This is a genomic window from Paraburkholderia sp. TE9906 (assembly GCF_056279605.1).
This window is the reverse complement of record NZ_JBWCCT010000009.1, coordinates 30,076-45,866: the sequence shown is the minus strand read 5'-3', so window position 1 is coordinate 45,866 and position 15,791 is coordinate 30,076. Positions and strand designations below refer to the sequence as shown.

Here is a 15,791-nt window from a genome sequence, read left to right as displayed (position 1 = left end):
CACACGTTCGTTAGAACCATATTATGGTTTCAACAAACATATTATGGTCTAAGTCGATGAAAATGACACCCATAGAAGAGCACCGGCACCATCCGGCGCGGAGGAGCAAATTGACAAGTCTTGACGGCGCGCTTGCGCACGTCAGGGCCGGTCAGGTCGTCGCGCTCGGCGGCCTGTGGTTTCACAACAATCCGTGCGCGGCGGTCAGGGCGTTGGCGCGCAGGAAGGTCAGGGATCTGCGGATCGTCGCGGCCCCGCCGGCGAGCTATGCGGTAGATCTGCTGATTGGCGCGGGCTGCGTGGCGCAGGCCACCGTCGGCCACGTGTCGTTCGAGCATCTCGGCTTTGCCCCGAATTTCCGTCGTGCGGCCCAGGAGGGCACTGTGCGTATTATCGACGCCGACGAAGCCACCATCCTCGGTGGCCTGATGGCCACCGTCGAACACCTCGATTCGCATCCAGTCACCTCGGTAAAAGGCACGGATATCGGCCGGTCCGCCGCCGCGCCGCGCAACGACTCTGGTGTCGTTGCGCCTGTCGCGCTGCGCCCGGACGTGTGCCTGCTGCACGCACAGGAAGCGGATATCTACGGCAACGTGCGCAATCTCGGCACACCGTTTTGCGATCCGTTGTTCGCGAAGGCGTCGAAGTACGTGATCGTCACCGTGGACCGGATCGTCGACAACTGCGATATCCGCGCGGAGCCGAATCGCACCACGATTCCAGGCTACCTAATCGATGCGGTCGTCCAGGCGCCGTTCGGCGCGCATCCGTGCTCCAGCCACGGCATCCATGTTCACGATGAATTGGGCATAGGCGCATACATCAAGGCAGGCACTAACGCCGACACCTGGCGTCGCGATTATTTCGGTCCCTACGTTGACGAGCCCGAATCGCTCGAAGACTACGTGCGGCTCGTCGGCGGCGCGGACTGGATTCTCGCGCTTTCGGAGGTGGTCCGATGAGCGGCTTCAGCAACGATGAACTGATGACCGTGCTGCTCGCGCGCGAGTTGCGCGACGGCGACCTCGCCGTAACCGGCGCGAGTTCGCTGGTGCCGGTTGCTGCGTGTCTGCTTGCACAAAGAATGCATGCGCCGAACCTCACGTTGATCACGCCTGCGGGCGTGGTCAATCCCAAGCCGAAGCGCCTGTACCGGTCGGCATCCGACGGCCGCTGGGTCGAAGGCGCGGAAGCACTTGGGACCGCGTATGACCTGTTCGAGATGTCCGAGAACGGCCGGCTCGACGTGATGTTCTACGGCGGCGTGCAGATCGACCGTCGCGGCAACATCAACCTCACCGGCACCGGATACGACGCCAACGGTCATCCACGCTTTCGTGGGCCGGGCCTCGCGAACACGTCGTTCGCAGTGGTTTCCAAACGAATCCTGCTGTTCAGCGCCGCGCATACACGCCGGACCTTCGTCGACAACGTCGAGTTCCTGACGGCGGCTGGCCATCTGGGCGGCCCCGGCGAGCGTGAGAAGCTCGGCATCACGACCGACGGCCCGGTCTTGTGCGTGACGCCGATGGTCACTTTCGAATTCGACAAAGAGAAATGTATGCAGGTTCGTTCCATTCATCCCGGCGTCGATCCTCGCGACGTGATCGAAAACACGGGCTTTGCGTTGCGAGACGCGTCGTGGCCGACCACGGCTGCGCCGACCTCGGACGAGTTGTCGATCCTGCGTCGCTTCGTCGATACGAGCGGCGAGCTCGCGGGATGACTGGCGTCGTAGCACGGAACGAACTGCAGACAAGTAACCGGTAAAACATCATGAATCAGAAAACCAGTTTGAAAGGATTGCGCGTCATAGATTTCACGCGCGTCGTTGCGGGCCCTTATTCCACGTCGATCCTCGGCGATCTCGGTGCAGATGTCATCAAGATCGAAAGACCCGAGACCGGCGACGACAGCCGCGGCTGGGGCCCCCCGTTTGTTGGCGAAGTGAGCTCATATTTTCTCGGCCTCAATCGCAATCGCCGTAGCGTGGCGATCGATCTTCAGACGCCCGAGGGCGTGGCGATCGCGAAGCGGCTGATTGAGAACGCCGACGTCGTAGTGGAAAGTTTTCGCCCTGGTGTGATGGATCGTCTTGGCCTCGGTTACGAAGAGCTGAAGAAAACTAATGCTGGTCTGATCTACTGCGCGGTTTCCGCGTTCGGGCAGACCGGTCCGTATCGCGAGCGTCCAGGCTACGATCTGATGATCTCGGCGCTCGGCGGCCTGATGGGTGTGACGGGAAATGCTGACGGCGAGCCGGTCAAAACCGGCGTTGCGCTGATCGACGTTTCCACTGGGCTCCACGCCGCTATCGGCATTCTCGCCGCACTTCACCATCGCACGGTCACGGGCGAGGGGCAACGCGTGGACGCCTCGCTCCTGAGTACGGAACTGGCTATCCTGATCAACGTGGCGAGCGAGTATTTGATCGGGGGCAGCATTGCGAAACCGCAGGGCTCTGGCCATGCCAACGTCGCTCCGTACCAGGCGTTTCCCACCGAAGATGGTTGGGTGCTCATGGGCTCACCCAACGACAAACTCTTTCGCAAGATGTGCGATGCCTTGGGCAAGCCGGAGTGGGGCGAGGACCCACGTTTCATCACCAACGGCGAGCGCGTGAAGCACAAGCCGGAACTGGTGGGCATGATTAGCGCCATCACGCGCACGAGGACGACCAGCCACTGGGTTGATGTTCTTTCGGCGACCGGCGCTCCCGTCGCTCCAATCAACAGAATGGACAAGGTATTCGAAGACCCGCAGGTGAAGCACCTCAATCAGGTGGCGCACGTCGAGCATCCGCTCTACGGTCGTTACCCGGTCGTCACGTCGGGATTGCGGTTTTCCGCAACCCCGACCGTGGTGGGACCCGCCGCGCCCCGACTTGGCGAGCATACCGTCGAGATCCTGACGCGCGAACTGGGCATGACGGAAAGCGATATCGACGACCTGATCGAGAGAGGCGTCGTTGAATACCGGCCCGCTGCAGGCAACGAAGCCGCAGTGGTCAAATAATCCGGACATCCCATCGAGCCGGGTGAATTGGCGCCGCCGCGTTCGGCGCCATTAATAAGAGCAGTGGGCAACCATGTTGTCATGCAAGGAACGAGGAGACGAGCTATGAGTACCTTAAATAATTCGATTCAATCTAGAGCAGAGCAAGAGGTCGAGGCGACTATCGCGCGCGACCCCTCACGGCGTCGTCGGATCGTCATCGGAGCCGGGATCGGCACGGCGATCGAATATTACGACTTCACGATCTATGCTTTTCTGGCGACCACGATCGCGCAGGTTTTTTTCCCGAAGTCGGACCCGACCGCTGGCCTGCTCTCCACGTTCGCGATTTTCGCGGCTTCGTTCTTCCTGCGTCCTTTTGGCGGAATCGTTATCGGTCACCTCGCGGACAGGCTGGGCCGACGCAGGGCGTTGACGCTCTCCGTGGCCGGCATGGTCGCGGCCAGCGTGCTGATTGGCTTTATTCCGTCATATGGCGCCATCGGTGTACTGGCTCCTGCAGTGCTCGTCCTGCTGCGTTGCGTTCAGGCTTTCTCGGCAGGCGGCGAACTCGGAACGGCGGCTTCGTATGTCGCCGAGCAGTCGCCGGTGGAACGGCGCGGCTATCTGACCGGGTTCGTCAACCTAGGCACTGTATCAGGAACACTGCTCGCTTCCTTCACGGTGGCGCTTACGCGGGCGCTCGTTCCGGACGTCGACTTCGCGGGTTGGGGCTGGCGAATTCCGTTTCTAGTTTCGCTGCCGCTCGGGATCATCGCGCTCCTGGTGCGCCTGCGTATGGAAGAGTCGATCGCGTTCGAAGAGATCGCGAAGGAACACGAGATCAAGAAGTCGCCCGCGCTGGGCGTGCTGAAGGCACGCCCGAGAGCAGTGCTGGTCGTGATCGCACTTGCGTTGACCTCGAATGCCAGCTACTGGACCGTGTTTACCTACATGAGCACGCTGCTCCAGACACAGCACGTCATCGACGCGAAAACGGCGGCGTGGTCAACGACGGCGACGCTCGTTCTCGCCGCGATCACCATGCCATTCTGGTCGCACCTTTCCGATCGGTTCGGTAGAAAGAGCGTGATGATGACCGTGAACGGCATTTTCGTTCTCGCATCCTACCCGCTCTTCATGCTCGCGACTCATAGCGCCACCGTGGGGATTCTCGTCCAGTTGGTGCTAGGTCAAATCACGGCTTGCTATCTAGCGAACCTGCTCGCAACGCTCGCTGAAACGCTGCCAGCGTCGATGCGGGTCAGTGGCTTCGCACTTGGCTATAACATCGCCTCGATCCTTGCAGGGGGATCGGCAGGTTATATCGCCACGTGGCTTGTTTCGAGAACCGGAAATCCGGCCTCGCCCGCATTTTTCGTCATGACCGCTACCGCCGTGGCATTCGTTGCATCAGCATTAATGCGGGAAACGGCCAATCGTCCGCTGCAACTGGATGCCTGACCGACTTCGCGTGCGTTGAATACGCGCGCGATCGCCGTCTGTTGCGACGTTGAACATTCATTCATTTAAGACACCTTAGCAAATGAAGCCACTGGACACGCTCGAGACGCGACGCGCCGAGGGCAGCCTGAACCTGCTGCAAGGCGTTCGTGTACTGGATCTCACGACATCGATCGCCGGACCGTACGGAACGCAGTTGCTCGCCGACATGGGAGCAGAGGTACTCAAGATCGAAAAGCCAGGGAGTGGTGACGACACGAGAGCGTGGGGACCCCCTTTTCTCGGTCGTCAGTCGCTTTGGTTCGCAAGCGTCAACCGCAATAAGGAGAGCCTCACGCTGGACGTGCGTCATCCGGAGGGCCGCGGGATCGTCGAAAAACTTGTGGCCGACAGCGACGTCATCGTGCTGAACATGGTGCAGGGGTTGCAGGCGAAGCTCGGTCTCGACAGCGAGCGGCTGCGCTCGATCAATGAGCGGCTGATTCACGTCTCTCTTACGGGCTTTGGCCTGACCGGGCCCCGTGCAAACTCGCCTTGCTACGACCTGATCGCCGAGGGGTACTCGAGTGTGATGGACCTGACGGGCGAGCCTGATAGCGGGCCCCAGAAAGTGGGGACACCTGCGGCCGATCTGCTCGCGGGTCAGGACGTCGCTCTCGCAACTCTTGCGGCCATCATCGAGCGTCAGCGCACGGGCCGAGGCAAAAGCATCGACATTTCAATGGTCGAAAGCATGGTCCGCTTTATGTCGCCGCGAATCGTCCCGTATATGGCAACCGGCGAACGCATGTCTCGATCCGGTGGACGCGATTCTGTCATTGCGATCTATCAAGTATTCGATACGGCCGACGAGCCAATCACGCTGGGCCTCGGAAACGATGCAATCTGGAAGCGGTTCTGGCAGGCCGTGGAGCGCCCGGAGTTCGGAGACCGCGAGCAATTTGCGACGAACACCGCCCGAAGAGAGCGGCGCGCGGAAATCGTGGCTGAAGTCGCGGGAATACTGTGCACCCGCAATCGTGCCGAATGGCTTTCCCTGTTCGCGTCGGCTCGAATCCCGGCAGGCCCGATTAACCGCGTGGACCAGGTTGTTACCGACAAAGTCCTGCAAGAAAAGGGCATGTTTTACGCAGTCGAGGGCGAGGACGGACCGATACCACAGGTTGGTCTGGGAATTCGCTTTGACGGCAGCAGCGCAGTCCACAGGACCGCCCCGCCCGGCCTCGGCTCCGACACGGAAAAGGTGCTGCGCGAACGCCTGAAGTTAAGCGAGGGCGATGTAGCGCGCCTCATTGCTGAAAAGATCATTTGAAGGAGATAGTCATGGCATATGAAGAGATCATTTACGAGGAAGACGGTCCAGTCGGAACAATCACACTTAATCGGCCTGATGACGGCAACATGTTTACCGAGCGCATGTGCCATGAGATTCGCGACTGTATCAATGAGATTCGCCGTGAGACTCGCACGCGCGTCATCGTTCTCACCGGGGCGGGCGAGAAGTTCTTTTGCACGGGCGGTCGCAAGGATGGGATGCAGGACTCGAAGTTATATGCGGGAGTTCTTCCTGTGCTCGAGATGTACGAAAGTATCGACAGGTTGCAAAAGCCCGTGATTGCCTCCGTCAACGGTTTTGCAGTCGGCGGCGGCAATGTGCTCCAGGTGGTGTGCGACCTCACGATCGCAAAGGAAAGCGCCATCTTCCGTCAGGTAGGTCCGATGGTGGGCAGCTTCGATGCGGGCTACGGAACGTGGTATCTCGAAGATCTGGTCGGCAAGAAGCGCGCGAAGGAAATCTGGTACCGCAATCAGAAGATTACGGCGCACGAAGCACTGGAGATGGGGCTCATCAACAAAGTTGTACCCGACGGAGAACTCAAAACCGCCACGCGCGAATACGCCCTGGAGGTCGCGGAGCGCGGTGCTTTTGCGCTGGCGTCCATCAAGGGGGCGTTCAACGCCCGTCACGGCGGTGTTTCAGGTCTTTCCCGGGTGACGCACGACCTCTTGCTGCGCGCCTATCTGGGCAGCGAAGAACAGGACGAGCTCGCACAGGCGTTTTCTGAACGCCGCTCGCCGGACACCAACCGATTCGGTCATTGAAAGGAGCCAGCATGAGCGTGGAGCTTTCTTTTGACGATGGTTTGGCATTCGTCACCCTGAACAGGCCAGAAGCCCTGAACGCACTTAGTTTTAGCGTGCTCGGCGAAATTGCGGAAGCCCTTGACGAGGTCAAGGCTTCGGATGCGCGTGCACTGGTGATTTCCGGGCGCGGAGAGAAAGCGCTTTGCGCTGGCGCCGACATCAAGGAGTTGACCGGACGAGGACTTGTCGCGCAACGGCAGGGCGCGCAGCTTGGACAAGCCGTTTTCCAGAAGATCGATGGGCTGTCGATCCCTTCGGTGGCGGTCATCAAGGGATATGCGTTTGGTGGCGGCCTCGAAATGGCCCTTGCCTGTACGTTTCGCGTAGCCACTTCGTCGGCGAAGATGGGTTTGCCGGAAATCCGGCTTGGGCTGATTCCGGGATATGGCGGTACACAGCGCTTGCCCCGCATCGTGGGACAAGCACGCGCGCTCGAGTTGATCATGTCGGGGAAGACCATCGGTGCCACGGATGCCGAACGAATTGGCCTCGTCAACGCGGTGGTCGACGACGGCGAGGCTCACGAGTTGGGCGCGCAGTTCGTTCGCCAGTTCACGGGACACGGCAAGATCGCGCTGATGCTTGCGAAGCAGGCCGTGGAGCGCGCGTTCGACTCGCCGTTGGAGAAGGGACTGTTGGTCGAGGCGGACCTTTCCACGCTTGCATTTCAAACGGAAGACGCCGAAGAGGGCATGCGCGCGTTCATCGAAAAGCGCAAGCCGGCGTTTAAGGACCGCTGACCTAGTGACCAGTGAATGAGAAGCAACGAAACATTGTGGAGAAGACGTGGGAACAATCAACACAGTAACCGTGGCCGGCAGTGGCACGATGGGTACCGGAATCGCCATCGTTGCGGCACGTGCGGGTTTCCGGACGATCGTATACGACACGCGTCAGGATGCGCTTGACCGAGCGCGAACCCAAACGGAAGCCTTCCTGAACAAATCGGTGGCGAGAGGAAAGCTCAGCGCCGAAGAGGTCGCATCCATCCTTGGCAGATGGTCGTGCACGACGTCGCTGGACGATCTGTCGTGCAGCGATGTGGTCATCGAAGCGGTCTTCGAAGACCTGAAAGTGAAGCACGCGCTTTTCTCGTCGCTCGACAAGATTTGCGGTCCGGAAACCATTTTCGCGTCCAACACTTCGACGATCTCGATCACCGAAATCGCCGGCGGCTCGGGCCGTCCCGATCGCTTCGTTGGCATGCATTTTTGCTTGCCCGCGCAGTTGATGAAGCTGATCGAAATGTCCCCGGGACTTACGACCAGTGCCGACACGTGGCAACGCGCTTGGGAATTCGCGCTGAAACTGGGTCAAAAGCCTGTGCAAACCAGAGATACGCCGGGCTTCATCCTCAACTACTTTCTTATCCCCTATAACAACGACGCCATTCGTCTCGTTGAAGCGGGCGTAGCTGCACCCGCGGAAATCGATAAGGCGATCAAGACGGCATTGGGATACCCAATGGGGCCGCTCGAGTTGCTTGATCTTATCGGGATGGATACGCAGCGCCTTCTTTGCGAGGCGATGCACGGCTTGACCAACGAGGACCGCGCCGCATGCCCGCCGCTGGTGAAGCGAATGATCGCAGCAGGCTGGGTTGGCAAGAAGTCGGGTCGCGGTTTTCATGAATATACCGACACGAAGATGTTTGGAGCGTGACATGAATTACTCCATCAAATGGACTGGCGACAGTCGTTCGTTTCCTGATCAGCATGCTTTTGTCGATGGCGCGTCGGCGCAGGGCGACTGTCTTGTGTATTTCGGCGACGATGCCGGCAAGCAATTTGTCCGCGACGGCGAAACACCTCAAAGTGGGGCGATTGTCGCTATCGAATTGAAGGACGAGTGTCTTGGCGTTTATACCGAATCAACCGGCACAACGCCGGAGGCCCGCGAAGCAGTCAAGCGTGTATTCGGATTCGCGCGTTTCCAGCTCGGCAACGCTGCGCCCACGCAACTCGTGGAAATTGTCACCCCCCGCGATTATGACGAAACGGCGCTTAAGAAGCTCAAAAGCTGTTTTGAAAACGCCGGGTTGGTCGTCGCAGTGTGCAACGACTTTCCAGGACGAATCGTGAACCGGCTGGTTCGTCCGTATTACAACGCCGTGCTGCGTCGCTACGACGAGAAGCTCGCCACAGCCGAGGATTTGGACACCACGCTGAAGATGGGCCTGGGTTATCCGGAGGGCCCTCTCGCGCTGCTCAGCCGGACCGGGCTGGCTGAGCACGCGGATACGTCGTTGGCCCTCTACGAACAGCTGGGCGATCCGTCTTATCTGCCTGCACGGTCGGCGATGAACGCACTTCGTGCACGTAACCACCACAAGTGAACACGATCTCGGTTCTGGCCGCGGTCACCGCGGTCGGATCGGCGAGATTCAAGAGTCTAGTCATGGCAAAGAATATCACCGTACATTCAGTCGGAGTAGTCGGCTCGGGGGCCATGGGGCGCGGTATTGCGCAAATCACCGCGCTTGCGGGAATAGAGGTCTATCTGCACGACATAGACCCCGCGGCCATCGATGCCGCGGTTGCGCACCTGAGCGACACATTGTCCATGCTCGCCGTCAAGGGCAAACTAACGCTGACCGAGGCCGAGCAAGCCGATGCGCGCATTCACGCAGCAGAGTCGCTGGAAGCGCTCAAAAACTGCGACGTGGTTATCGAGGCAATTGCGGAAGATCTGGATGTAAAGCGAACGTTGTTCAGGAAGCTCGACGCTCTCGTACGCGAAGACTGCATTCTCGCTTCGAACACGTCGTCGCTTTCGATCACCGCAATCTCGGCGGTATGTACCCGTCCGTCACGCGTCGCGGGGTTTCATTTTTTCAATCCCGTGCCGCTGATGAAGGTTGTCGAAGTGATCGACGGACTGAAGGGCGAAAAATCGACAGGCGATATGCTGACGGACCTTGCACGCCGGCTCGGACACACGCCGGTTCGTGCCAAGGACATGCCCGGTTTTATCGTCAATCACGCCGGCCGTGGCATGAATACCGAGGGACTGCGCATTGTTGCGGAGGGCGTCGCCGACTTTGTCGAGGTTGACGACATCATGCGGGAACAGGCGGGGTTTCGCCTTGGTCCGTTCGAGTTGATGGACCTCACTTCGCTCGACGTATCACATCCGGTGATGGAGTCCATTTATCACCAGTTTTACGAGGAGCCGCGCTTTCGACCGTCGCCGATCACGGCCGTGCGCCTCGCGGGTGGTCTGATCGGCCGAAAGTCGGGGGTCGGGTTTTACCAATATGCGGACGGAAAGAAAGTTCGGCCTGCACCGGAGGACGTCGGGCCAGATCTTCCCGTGAGCGTGTGGATTAGCGCACGCGACCCGGAAGCTTATAGACATGTCCGCTCGTTGATCGGGCCGACCGGTATTGCAATCGAGCGGGACGAGCGGCCTTCAGATCGCGCGTTGATCGTTGTCGCGCCGTTTGGCAAGGACGCTACCACGGCGGCTGTCGAAGAAGGCCTCGATGCTACTCGCGTTGTTGCAGTCGATTGTCTCGTGCCATTTGGGACAGCAAGGCGCAGGACCTTGATGACAACACCGCTGACGACCCGGAATATGCGTGAGCAGGCCCGTGCACTCTTTGCGCACGATGGATCCGCAGTAGCGGTTATCGCTGATTCGGCGGGTTTTGTCGCTCAGCGCGTTATTGCCACGATCGTGAATATCGGTTGTGACATCGCGCAGCAACGAATAGCAACTCCCGCTGATATCGATCTTGCCGTGACACTAGGCCTGGGCTATCCGCTCGGCCCGCTTGCGATGGGCGACAAATTCGGTGCTGCGCGGATTCTCGAGATTCTCAGGAACATGAGTGCAGCACTCGGCGATCCTCGTTATCGCCCCTCGCCGTGGCTGACCCGACGAGTTCAACTTTCCACGTCATTGACGTTTTCAGCCGACTGAGTAGGGGGACCCACGACCAATAACCCACGCCACATCGTCGGCTTATATTGAATCAGTAAATAAGTATAACTAATCAAGTAAGTAATTTCAGTGGAGACAACATGAAAAAAACGGTATTCATCCTTGGTCCGATCGTGGCGCTTGCTGCTGTCAATGCGGCTCACGCGCAGAGTTCGGTCACGCTGTACGGTCTTCTCGACGTCGGGATCAACTACACGAACGATGCGCAAACAGGGCGCGGTACGAATGGCGCTCTGAACGGCCGTTCACTCGTGAACATGACCGATGGCGCGACCCGCGGTTACGGAAGCCGATGGGGGCTGCGAGGGTCCGAGGAACTGGGCGATGGTCTATCGGCGATCTTCACCCTCGAAAACGGGTTCAATCCCACCAACGGCGCACTGGGTCAAGGCGGCGCCATGTTCGGCCGACAAGCCTATATCGGACTCAAAAGCGATACGTACGGCACCGTCATGTTCGGTCGACAGTACGATTCACAGGCCGATTTCGTCTCCAGCTATTCGCCGTTCATTGTTGCTGGGCTTTCGGGCACGACGCCGGGCGACGTTGATGGACTCGGTCACACCCGTCGCATGAATAACGCGATCAAGTATGTGAGCCACGGCTACCGTGGGCTGTCTTTCGGCGGTACGTACTCGCTGGGTGGTAAAGCGGGCGATTTCACCGGCAGTCAGGCTTGGGCGCTTGGAGCAAATTATGAGGCAGGTAACTTTTCGGTCGGTGCCGGCTACTTCAACGCACGCGATCCGAACCTTTCTTCATTTGGCGTTAATCCGAATTCCGGAGGGGCTACGGTGAGCAACATGGGGTCCGTTGGTTCGCTCACGACGGCCCAATCTAACCCCATCTACGCAGGTTACGCGTCTGCGCGCACACTCGAGATCTACTCGGCCGGAGCAAGCTACAAGGTCGGCAAGGCCACGCTCGCGGCATCGTTCAGTCATACCGCCTTCGACAATCTTGGGGATCTGACCGCGGGTCCGAATCCTTTCGGCTACCACGGAACGGCGGTTTTCAACACGGCGACCGCCACCGTCTCGTATGCGGCAACACCGGCGTTTCTCATTGGCGGAGGCTACACGTATACGCACGGCGGCGGCGCGGTCGGTAACGGATCGGCAACCTACAACCAAGGCATCGTTTCGCTGCAGTACTTCTTCTCCAAGCGTACGGAAGTCTATCTTTACGGCGTCTATCAGACGGCATCTGGTACGGATTCGTTGGGGCAACCCACGGTCGCCAACATCGATTTGATGACGCCCTCGAGCACGAACCATCAATTCGTTGGTCGCGTGGGCATTGTGCAGCGGTTCTAGGCACGACCCGAGACGCGTGGGGTGAAACAGACGGGCGATATGAGCAGTGTCGTCCGTTCTCGCAGCTTCGCCAGAGCCCGGAGTCGTCTGGCCTGCCGGGTCGCCAGCCTCGGAGGCGGGGAAGCTCATGCATGGAGGAGACAAGCATGCTTAATAGCAAAGTTCAACGAGTCGATCAGTTCATCGATTCCCAGCCCATGTCCGATTATCAGAAGAGGGTCATTTTCTTTTGTTTTCTCGTCGCGGGGCTGGATGGATTCGACGCTGCATGCGTGGGCTTTGTCGGCCCCGCGATTCGGCAGCATTGGCACGTTACGGCGGCTGCGCTTTCTCCGTTATTCGGCCTGGGTCTGTTGGGGACGATGGCAGGTGGCATTCTCCTGGGGCCCGTCGCGGACCGATATGGTAGAAAGACCGTGCTTATTGCATCTGTCGTGGTGTTCGGCTTCGGCAGTCTCGCTTCTGCCTTCGCCTCGGACATCCAGTACCTTGCAGCGCTGAGATTTCTGACGGGAATTGGCTTGGGCGGCGCGATGCCGAACTCCATCACGTTGACGTCGGAGTACTGTCCGGAGCGAAAGCGGTCGAGCTATGTGACGCTGATGTTTTGCGGCTTCACGATCGGTGCATCTGCTGGGGGGCTACTTACAGCGGCAATTGTCGATACCGTTGGATGGCAAGGAGTTTTCCTTGTTGGCGGAATACTGCCGATGTTGCTTGTGCCTTTTTTGATGGTCCTCATGCCCGAGTCGATCCGGTATCTTTTGCTGTTCGGGAGTTCCGCGGCTAGCGTGCGAGCTGAGTGCATCGCTTCTCGGATAGTTGCACCGGGAAATGTCGTGCCGAGATTGCTCGCCGACGAGAAGATTCAACACTCACCCGTCAGAGAGCTGTTCTCTCGAGAGGTGGCGTTAGGCACGCTGCTGATCTGGGCGATCTTCTTTTGCAGCCTGTTGATAATCTATCTGTTGACCAGCTGGATGCCGATGCTTCTTTCGAGCGCTGGGATTTCGCTCAAGTCGGCTGCCCTGATATCGATGATGCATCAGGTAGGAGCTGCACTGGGAAGTATCTGGCTGGGGCGTCAAATGGATAGGTATGACTCGCAGCGAGTTTTGGCATGGTCGTATTTGACGGCGGTGCCGATGCTCGTCGTCTGCGCATTCGCTGGCGAAAGCAAAAGTCTCATTGTGCTCGCGGTGTTCGCGCTTGGTTTTTTGGTGAGCGGTGGAAATATCGGCGCCTATGCACTCGCTTCCGGCTATTACCCGACGGGTAACCGTGCAACTGGGGTGTCGTGGGCCAACGCGGTTGGACGGATTGGGGCGGCGCTCGGCTCAGTCGCAGGAGGACTGATGATGGCCGCCGGACTTGGAATTCGGGGAATCATCCTGGTCCTCGTCATTCCGGCGCTGGTTGCGACAGTATCCCTTTTTGCATTGGGTCGATTTAGGGGAAGACTCGGCGGCGGGAGGTCGGGCAATTCAACTCAACAGGCGGTTGCTGCTGACAACACGTAGCTTCCTGTGGCACCGTTTTCTGGAAACCTTTCTTTGGTTCGAACTTTATCGGACGTTAGCAAGTCATGAATGAACGAGACCTTCAAGCGATCGTTGACCGCTCGCCGATGAACCAATGGTTAGGGATGACCGTTCGTGAGATCGCGCCCGGGCGAGTGACGATTGCTATTCGTTGGCGTGAAGAATTGATTTCTAGTCCGGAGCGGCAGTCGATACACGGCGGAATTATCGCAACAATTATCGATGGAGCAGGCAACTATGCATTGGCCGCCGTCGTAGGTGGTGCGCTACCTACTATCAGCCTGAGCGTTGACTACCATCGGCGAGCCGGGCCAGGGGAACTGACGGCTGTGGCGCGGCCCGTCCACATTGGTAGGACGATTTCCACTGCGGACGTATTAGTTTACGACCGCGGTGGAAAGCTAGTTGCAAGCGGCCGGGGGAGCTATCTTGGTGCGGGTTCCGCGAGATGAGGTCCGCCCGGTATCTTCCCAAACATTGATCAGCATTCGAGAAGTGGTTTTCAGTGCAGTCTCCACAAAGCCAGCAATCTCCGGTCTGCGATTGGTGTTAGGCCTCTATTGCGTCTGAGATGAATTTTGCAGTGAGCCTGGCGCCTGCAGGAAAATGGCCAACATGTTTCCTCTCACTTAGACGCATCGCTTGCAGTCGTTGAAATGATTTGCCGACCACTTTCTGGCAAGTAACGGAAGATCTGAACAACCTGTTTTCTGCTTTGGAGTTCTAACCGGCACACTCAGGGTGAAGATTGCATCGTCCTGTGCACTCCGTTAAACGGCTACCGGTCGCGTCCTGGCGGCAATCGCTGCACCTTGACGACGCCCCTTCGGTCTTCGTTGGCCTCCACAGCATCTTGCGCGCCATCCACAGATTAGCCAGCGCGAAGTGAGTTTCGATCTGGGCCGTATCCTTCGCCAACAATGAACCGAGTGCGCGTAGCGCAACAGCATGTCCAGCAATGTAGCAAGTCTGACGCGGCGCCGACGGGTGCGAAAATGCATGATCACATTCCCCTCGCCATTCGGCAATGGTCTGACGCAGAGTCCGGCAAAGTGCGAAAGAAGTTGCATGGGAGTCGCGTCGGCATGGTACCGCGAGGTATTGCGGCGCACTGTTGCGTATGCCGCAACGCAGGGCGAAGGCACGGCGATCGGACGGTGCCCAGAGAAATGGTGACCCCGATACTCGGCGAAGGGGACGCGATGCAGGCCAGCACCGCCACGCGGCACCGGCCTTTATCTTAAAACAACTGGAGAATAACATTTACCCCGGAGTAACGTGATCCCGTGAGGCGACGCGGGGCACTAGCCTGATTGTAGCCACCTCCACGTTGCTATCTTTAAGACCGACGGGACCACTTCTGCGTCCATCTGCGATCGTACTCCATATGATCGAAATTCTCGACCAGGAAGTCGATAAACGCCCGCACCTTGGACGACAGGTACTTGCGGTTCTGATAAGCAATATTGATCTTCAATCTAGGCAGATCCCAATCGTCGAGAATCGGCACGAGGCGCCCGGCCACGAGGTCATCGTGAATGATGTACACGGGCTGGATCACGATACCCAGACCGTGCAGTCCCGCCTTGCAGATAACCTGTCCTTCATTGGATTCCAGCAATCCATTGATCTTGACGGTCTGGGTAGTCGCGTCTTTCGTGAAAGCAAGCTCGTAGGGATTATTGGCAAGCGTGTAGATCAGGAAGCTGTGACCCTCGAGTTCCTCAAGTGACTTTGGCGTGCCGTGCCGGCTCAGATATTCAGGGGATGCGGCCAGGATACGCCGTGTTTCGGCGAGGCGCCGGATGATCAGTGCGGAGTCCGCTTCGTGCTCACGCGTACGAATAGCGATATCGACACCGTTTTCAATCAGGTCGAAGTAGCGGTTGGCCGCAGTGACACTGACGTTCAGCTTTGGATGCCGCCGGGTAAATTCGGGCAGCAACGGCGCGATGATCTGCGAACAGAAAGACACCGAGGCCGTCACACGCAATGTACCAACAGGGCTTAGCAAAGCCGAACTGACTAGCGCTTCTGCCTCTTCCATTTCGAACGTAATGTTCCTGCATCGCCGATAAAACTCATCGCCCACTTCGGTGAGAAACAGACGCCGTGTATTCCGTTCTACGAGTCGGGCGCCCAGCCGCTGTTCGAGATTCGCGAGGTAGCGGCTGCCAGCCGAACTCGACAGCCCCAAGGCTTCGGACGCTTTCGAAACGCTTCCATGCTCCGCGGTTTGCACGAACAACTGCACCTCCAGCCATTTATCCACTGTCTATCTCCAGTTTCCCGCTGTGCGGGATTATGTTTCCCTGAATCCGCCTTTTTCGGCGCTTCGCGGCGGACTATATTCTGACTCAAAGAGCAGTCATACATGGAGACA

General features: G+C 58.6%; 14 protein-coding genes. 13 read left to right on the top strand and 1 reads right to left on the bottom strand.

The features are described 5' to 3' along the window. Positions 1–110: 110 nt before the first annotated feature. From ACZ9H4_RS24140 to ACZ9H4_RS24080, 13 genes are all read left to right on the top strand, one after another. Entirely contained in the window at positions 111–965 is an 855-nt protein-coding gene (locus ACZ9H4_RS24140) for a CoA transferase subunit A (RefSeq protein ID WP_476121286.1), read from the top strand. After that, positions 962–1,729 (top strand): CoA-transferase subunit beta, encoded by a 768-nt coding sequence (locus ACZ9H4_RS24135; protein WP_476121284.1) that lies wholly within the window; start codon positions 962–964, stop codon positions 1,727–1,729. The genes ACZ9H4_RS24140 and ACZ9H4_RS24135 overlap by 4 nt, the downstream gene beginning before the upstream one ends. Positions 1,730–1,779: 50 nt before the next feature. Further along, positions 1,780–3,018 (top strand): CaiB/BaiF CoA transferase family protein, encoded by a 1,239-nt coding sequence (locus ACZ9H4_RS24130; RefSeq protein ID WP_476121282.1) that lies wholly within the window; start codon positions 1,780–1,782, stop codon positions 3,016–3,018. Positions 3,019–3,123: 105 nt separating this feature from the next. Next, on the top strand, positions 3,124–4,461 hold the full coding sequence (locus tag ACZ9H4_RS24125; protein ID WP_476121280.1) for an MFS transporter: 1,338 nt from the start codon (positions 3,124–3,126) through the stop codon (positions 4,459–4,461). Between the two features lie 82 nt (positions 4,462–4,543). After that, positions 4,544–5,773 (top strand): CaiB/BaiF CoA transferase family protein, encoded by a 1,230-nt coding sequence (locus ACZ9H4_RS24120; RefSeq protein ID WP_476121278.1) that lies wholly within the window; start codon positions 4,544–4,546, stop codon positions 5,771–5,773. Between the two features lie 11 nt (positions 5,774–5,784). Then, positions 5,785–6,564: an enoyl-CoA hydratase-related protein gene (locus ACZ9H4_RS24115; protein ID WP_476121276.1), complete on the top strand. Its 780-nt coding sequence runs from the start codon at positions 5,785–5,787 to the stop codon at positions 6,562–6,564. An 11-nt stretch (positions 6,565–6,575) separates the two neighbouring features. Beyond that, positions 6,576–7,346, top strand: coding sequence for an enoyl-CoA hydratase/isomerase family protein (locus ACZ9H4_RS24110; protein ID WP_476121274.1), 771 nt, complete (start codon positions 6,576–6,578; stop codon positions 7,344–7,346). A 46-nt stretch (positions 7,347–7,392) separates the two neighbouring features. Beyond that, a complete protein-coding gene (locus ACZ9H4_RS24105) occupies positions 7,393–8,268 on the top strand; it encodes a 3-hydroxyacyl-CoA dehydrogenase family protein (protein WP_476121272.1) in 876 nt (291 codons plus the stop codon). A gap of 1 nt (position 8,269) precedes the next feature. After that, positions 8,270–8,941 carry a 3-hydroxyacyl-CoA dehydrogenase family protein gene (locus ACZ9H4_RS24100; RefSeq protein WP_476121270.1) on the top strand — a complete coding sequence of 224 codons (672 nt, stop codon included), beginning with the start codon at positions 8,270–8,272 and terminating at the stop codon, positions 8,939–8,941. Between the two features lie 62 nt (positions 8,942–9,003). Continuing rightward, positions 9,004–10,530 carry a 3-hydroxyacyl-CoA dehydrogenase gene (locus ACZ9H4_RS24095; protein ID WP_476121268.1) on the top strand — a complete coding sequence of 509 codons (1,527 nt, stop codon included), beginning with the start codon at positions 9,004–9,006 and terminating at the stop codon, positions 10,528–10,530. Between the two features lie 101 nt (positions 10,531–10,631). After that, complete coding sequence (locus tag ACZ9H4_RS24090) at positions 10,632–11,867, top strand: porin (RefSeq protein WP_408157334.1); 1,236 nt, start codon at positions 10,632–10,634, stop codon at positions 11,865–11,867. Positions 11,868–12,013: 146 nt separating this feature from the next. Then, entirely contained in the window at positions 12,014–13,387 is a 1,374-nt protein-coding gene (locus ACZ9H4_RS24085) for an MFS transporter (protein WP_476121266.1), read from the top strand. Positions 13,388–13,452: 65 nt separating this feature from the next. Beyond that, positions 13,453–13,860, top strand: a complete 408-nt coding sequence (locus ACZ9H4_RS24080) for a PaaI family thioesterase (protein WP_476121264.1) — start codon at positions 13,453–13,455, stop codon at positions 13,858–13,860. 887 nt (positions 13,861–14,747) lie between these two features. On the opposite strand, the gene ACZ9H4_RS24075 is transcribed toward ACZ9H4_RS24080, so the two are convergent. Continuing rightward, positions 14,748–15,680, bottom strand: coding sequence for a LysR family transcriptional regulator (locus ACZ9H4_RS24075; protein ID WP_476121262.1), 933 nt, complete (start codon positions 15,678–15,680; stop codon positions 14,748–14,750). Positions 15,681–15,791: the final 111 nt, after the last annotated feature.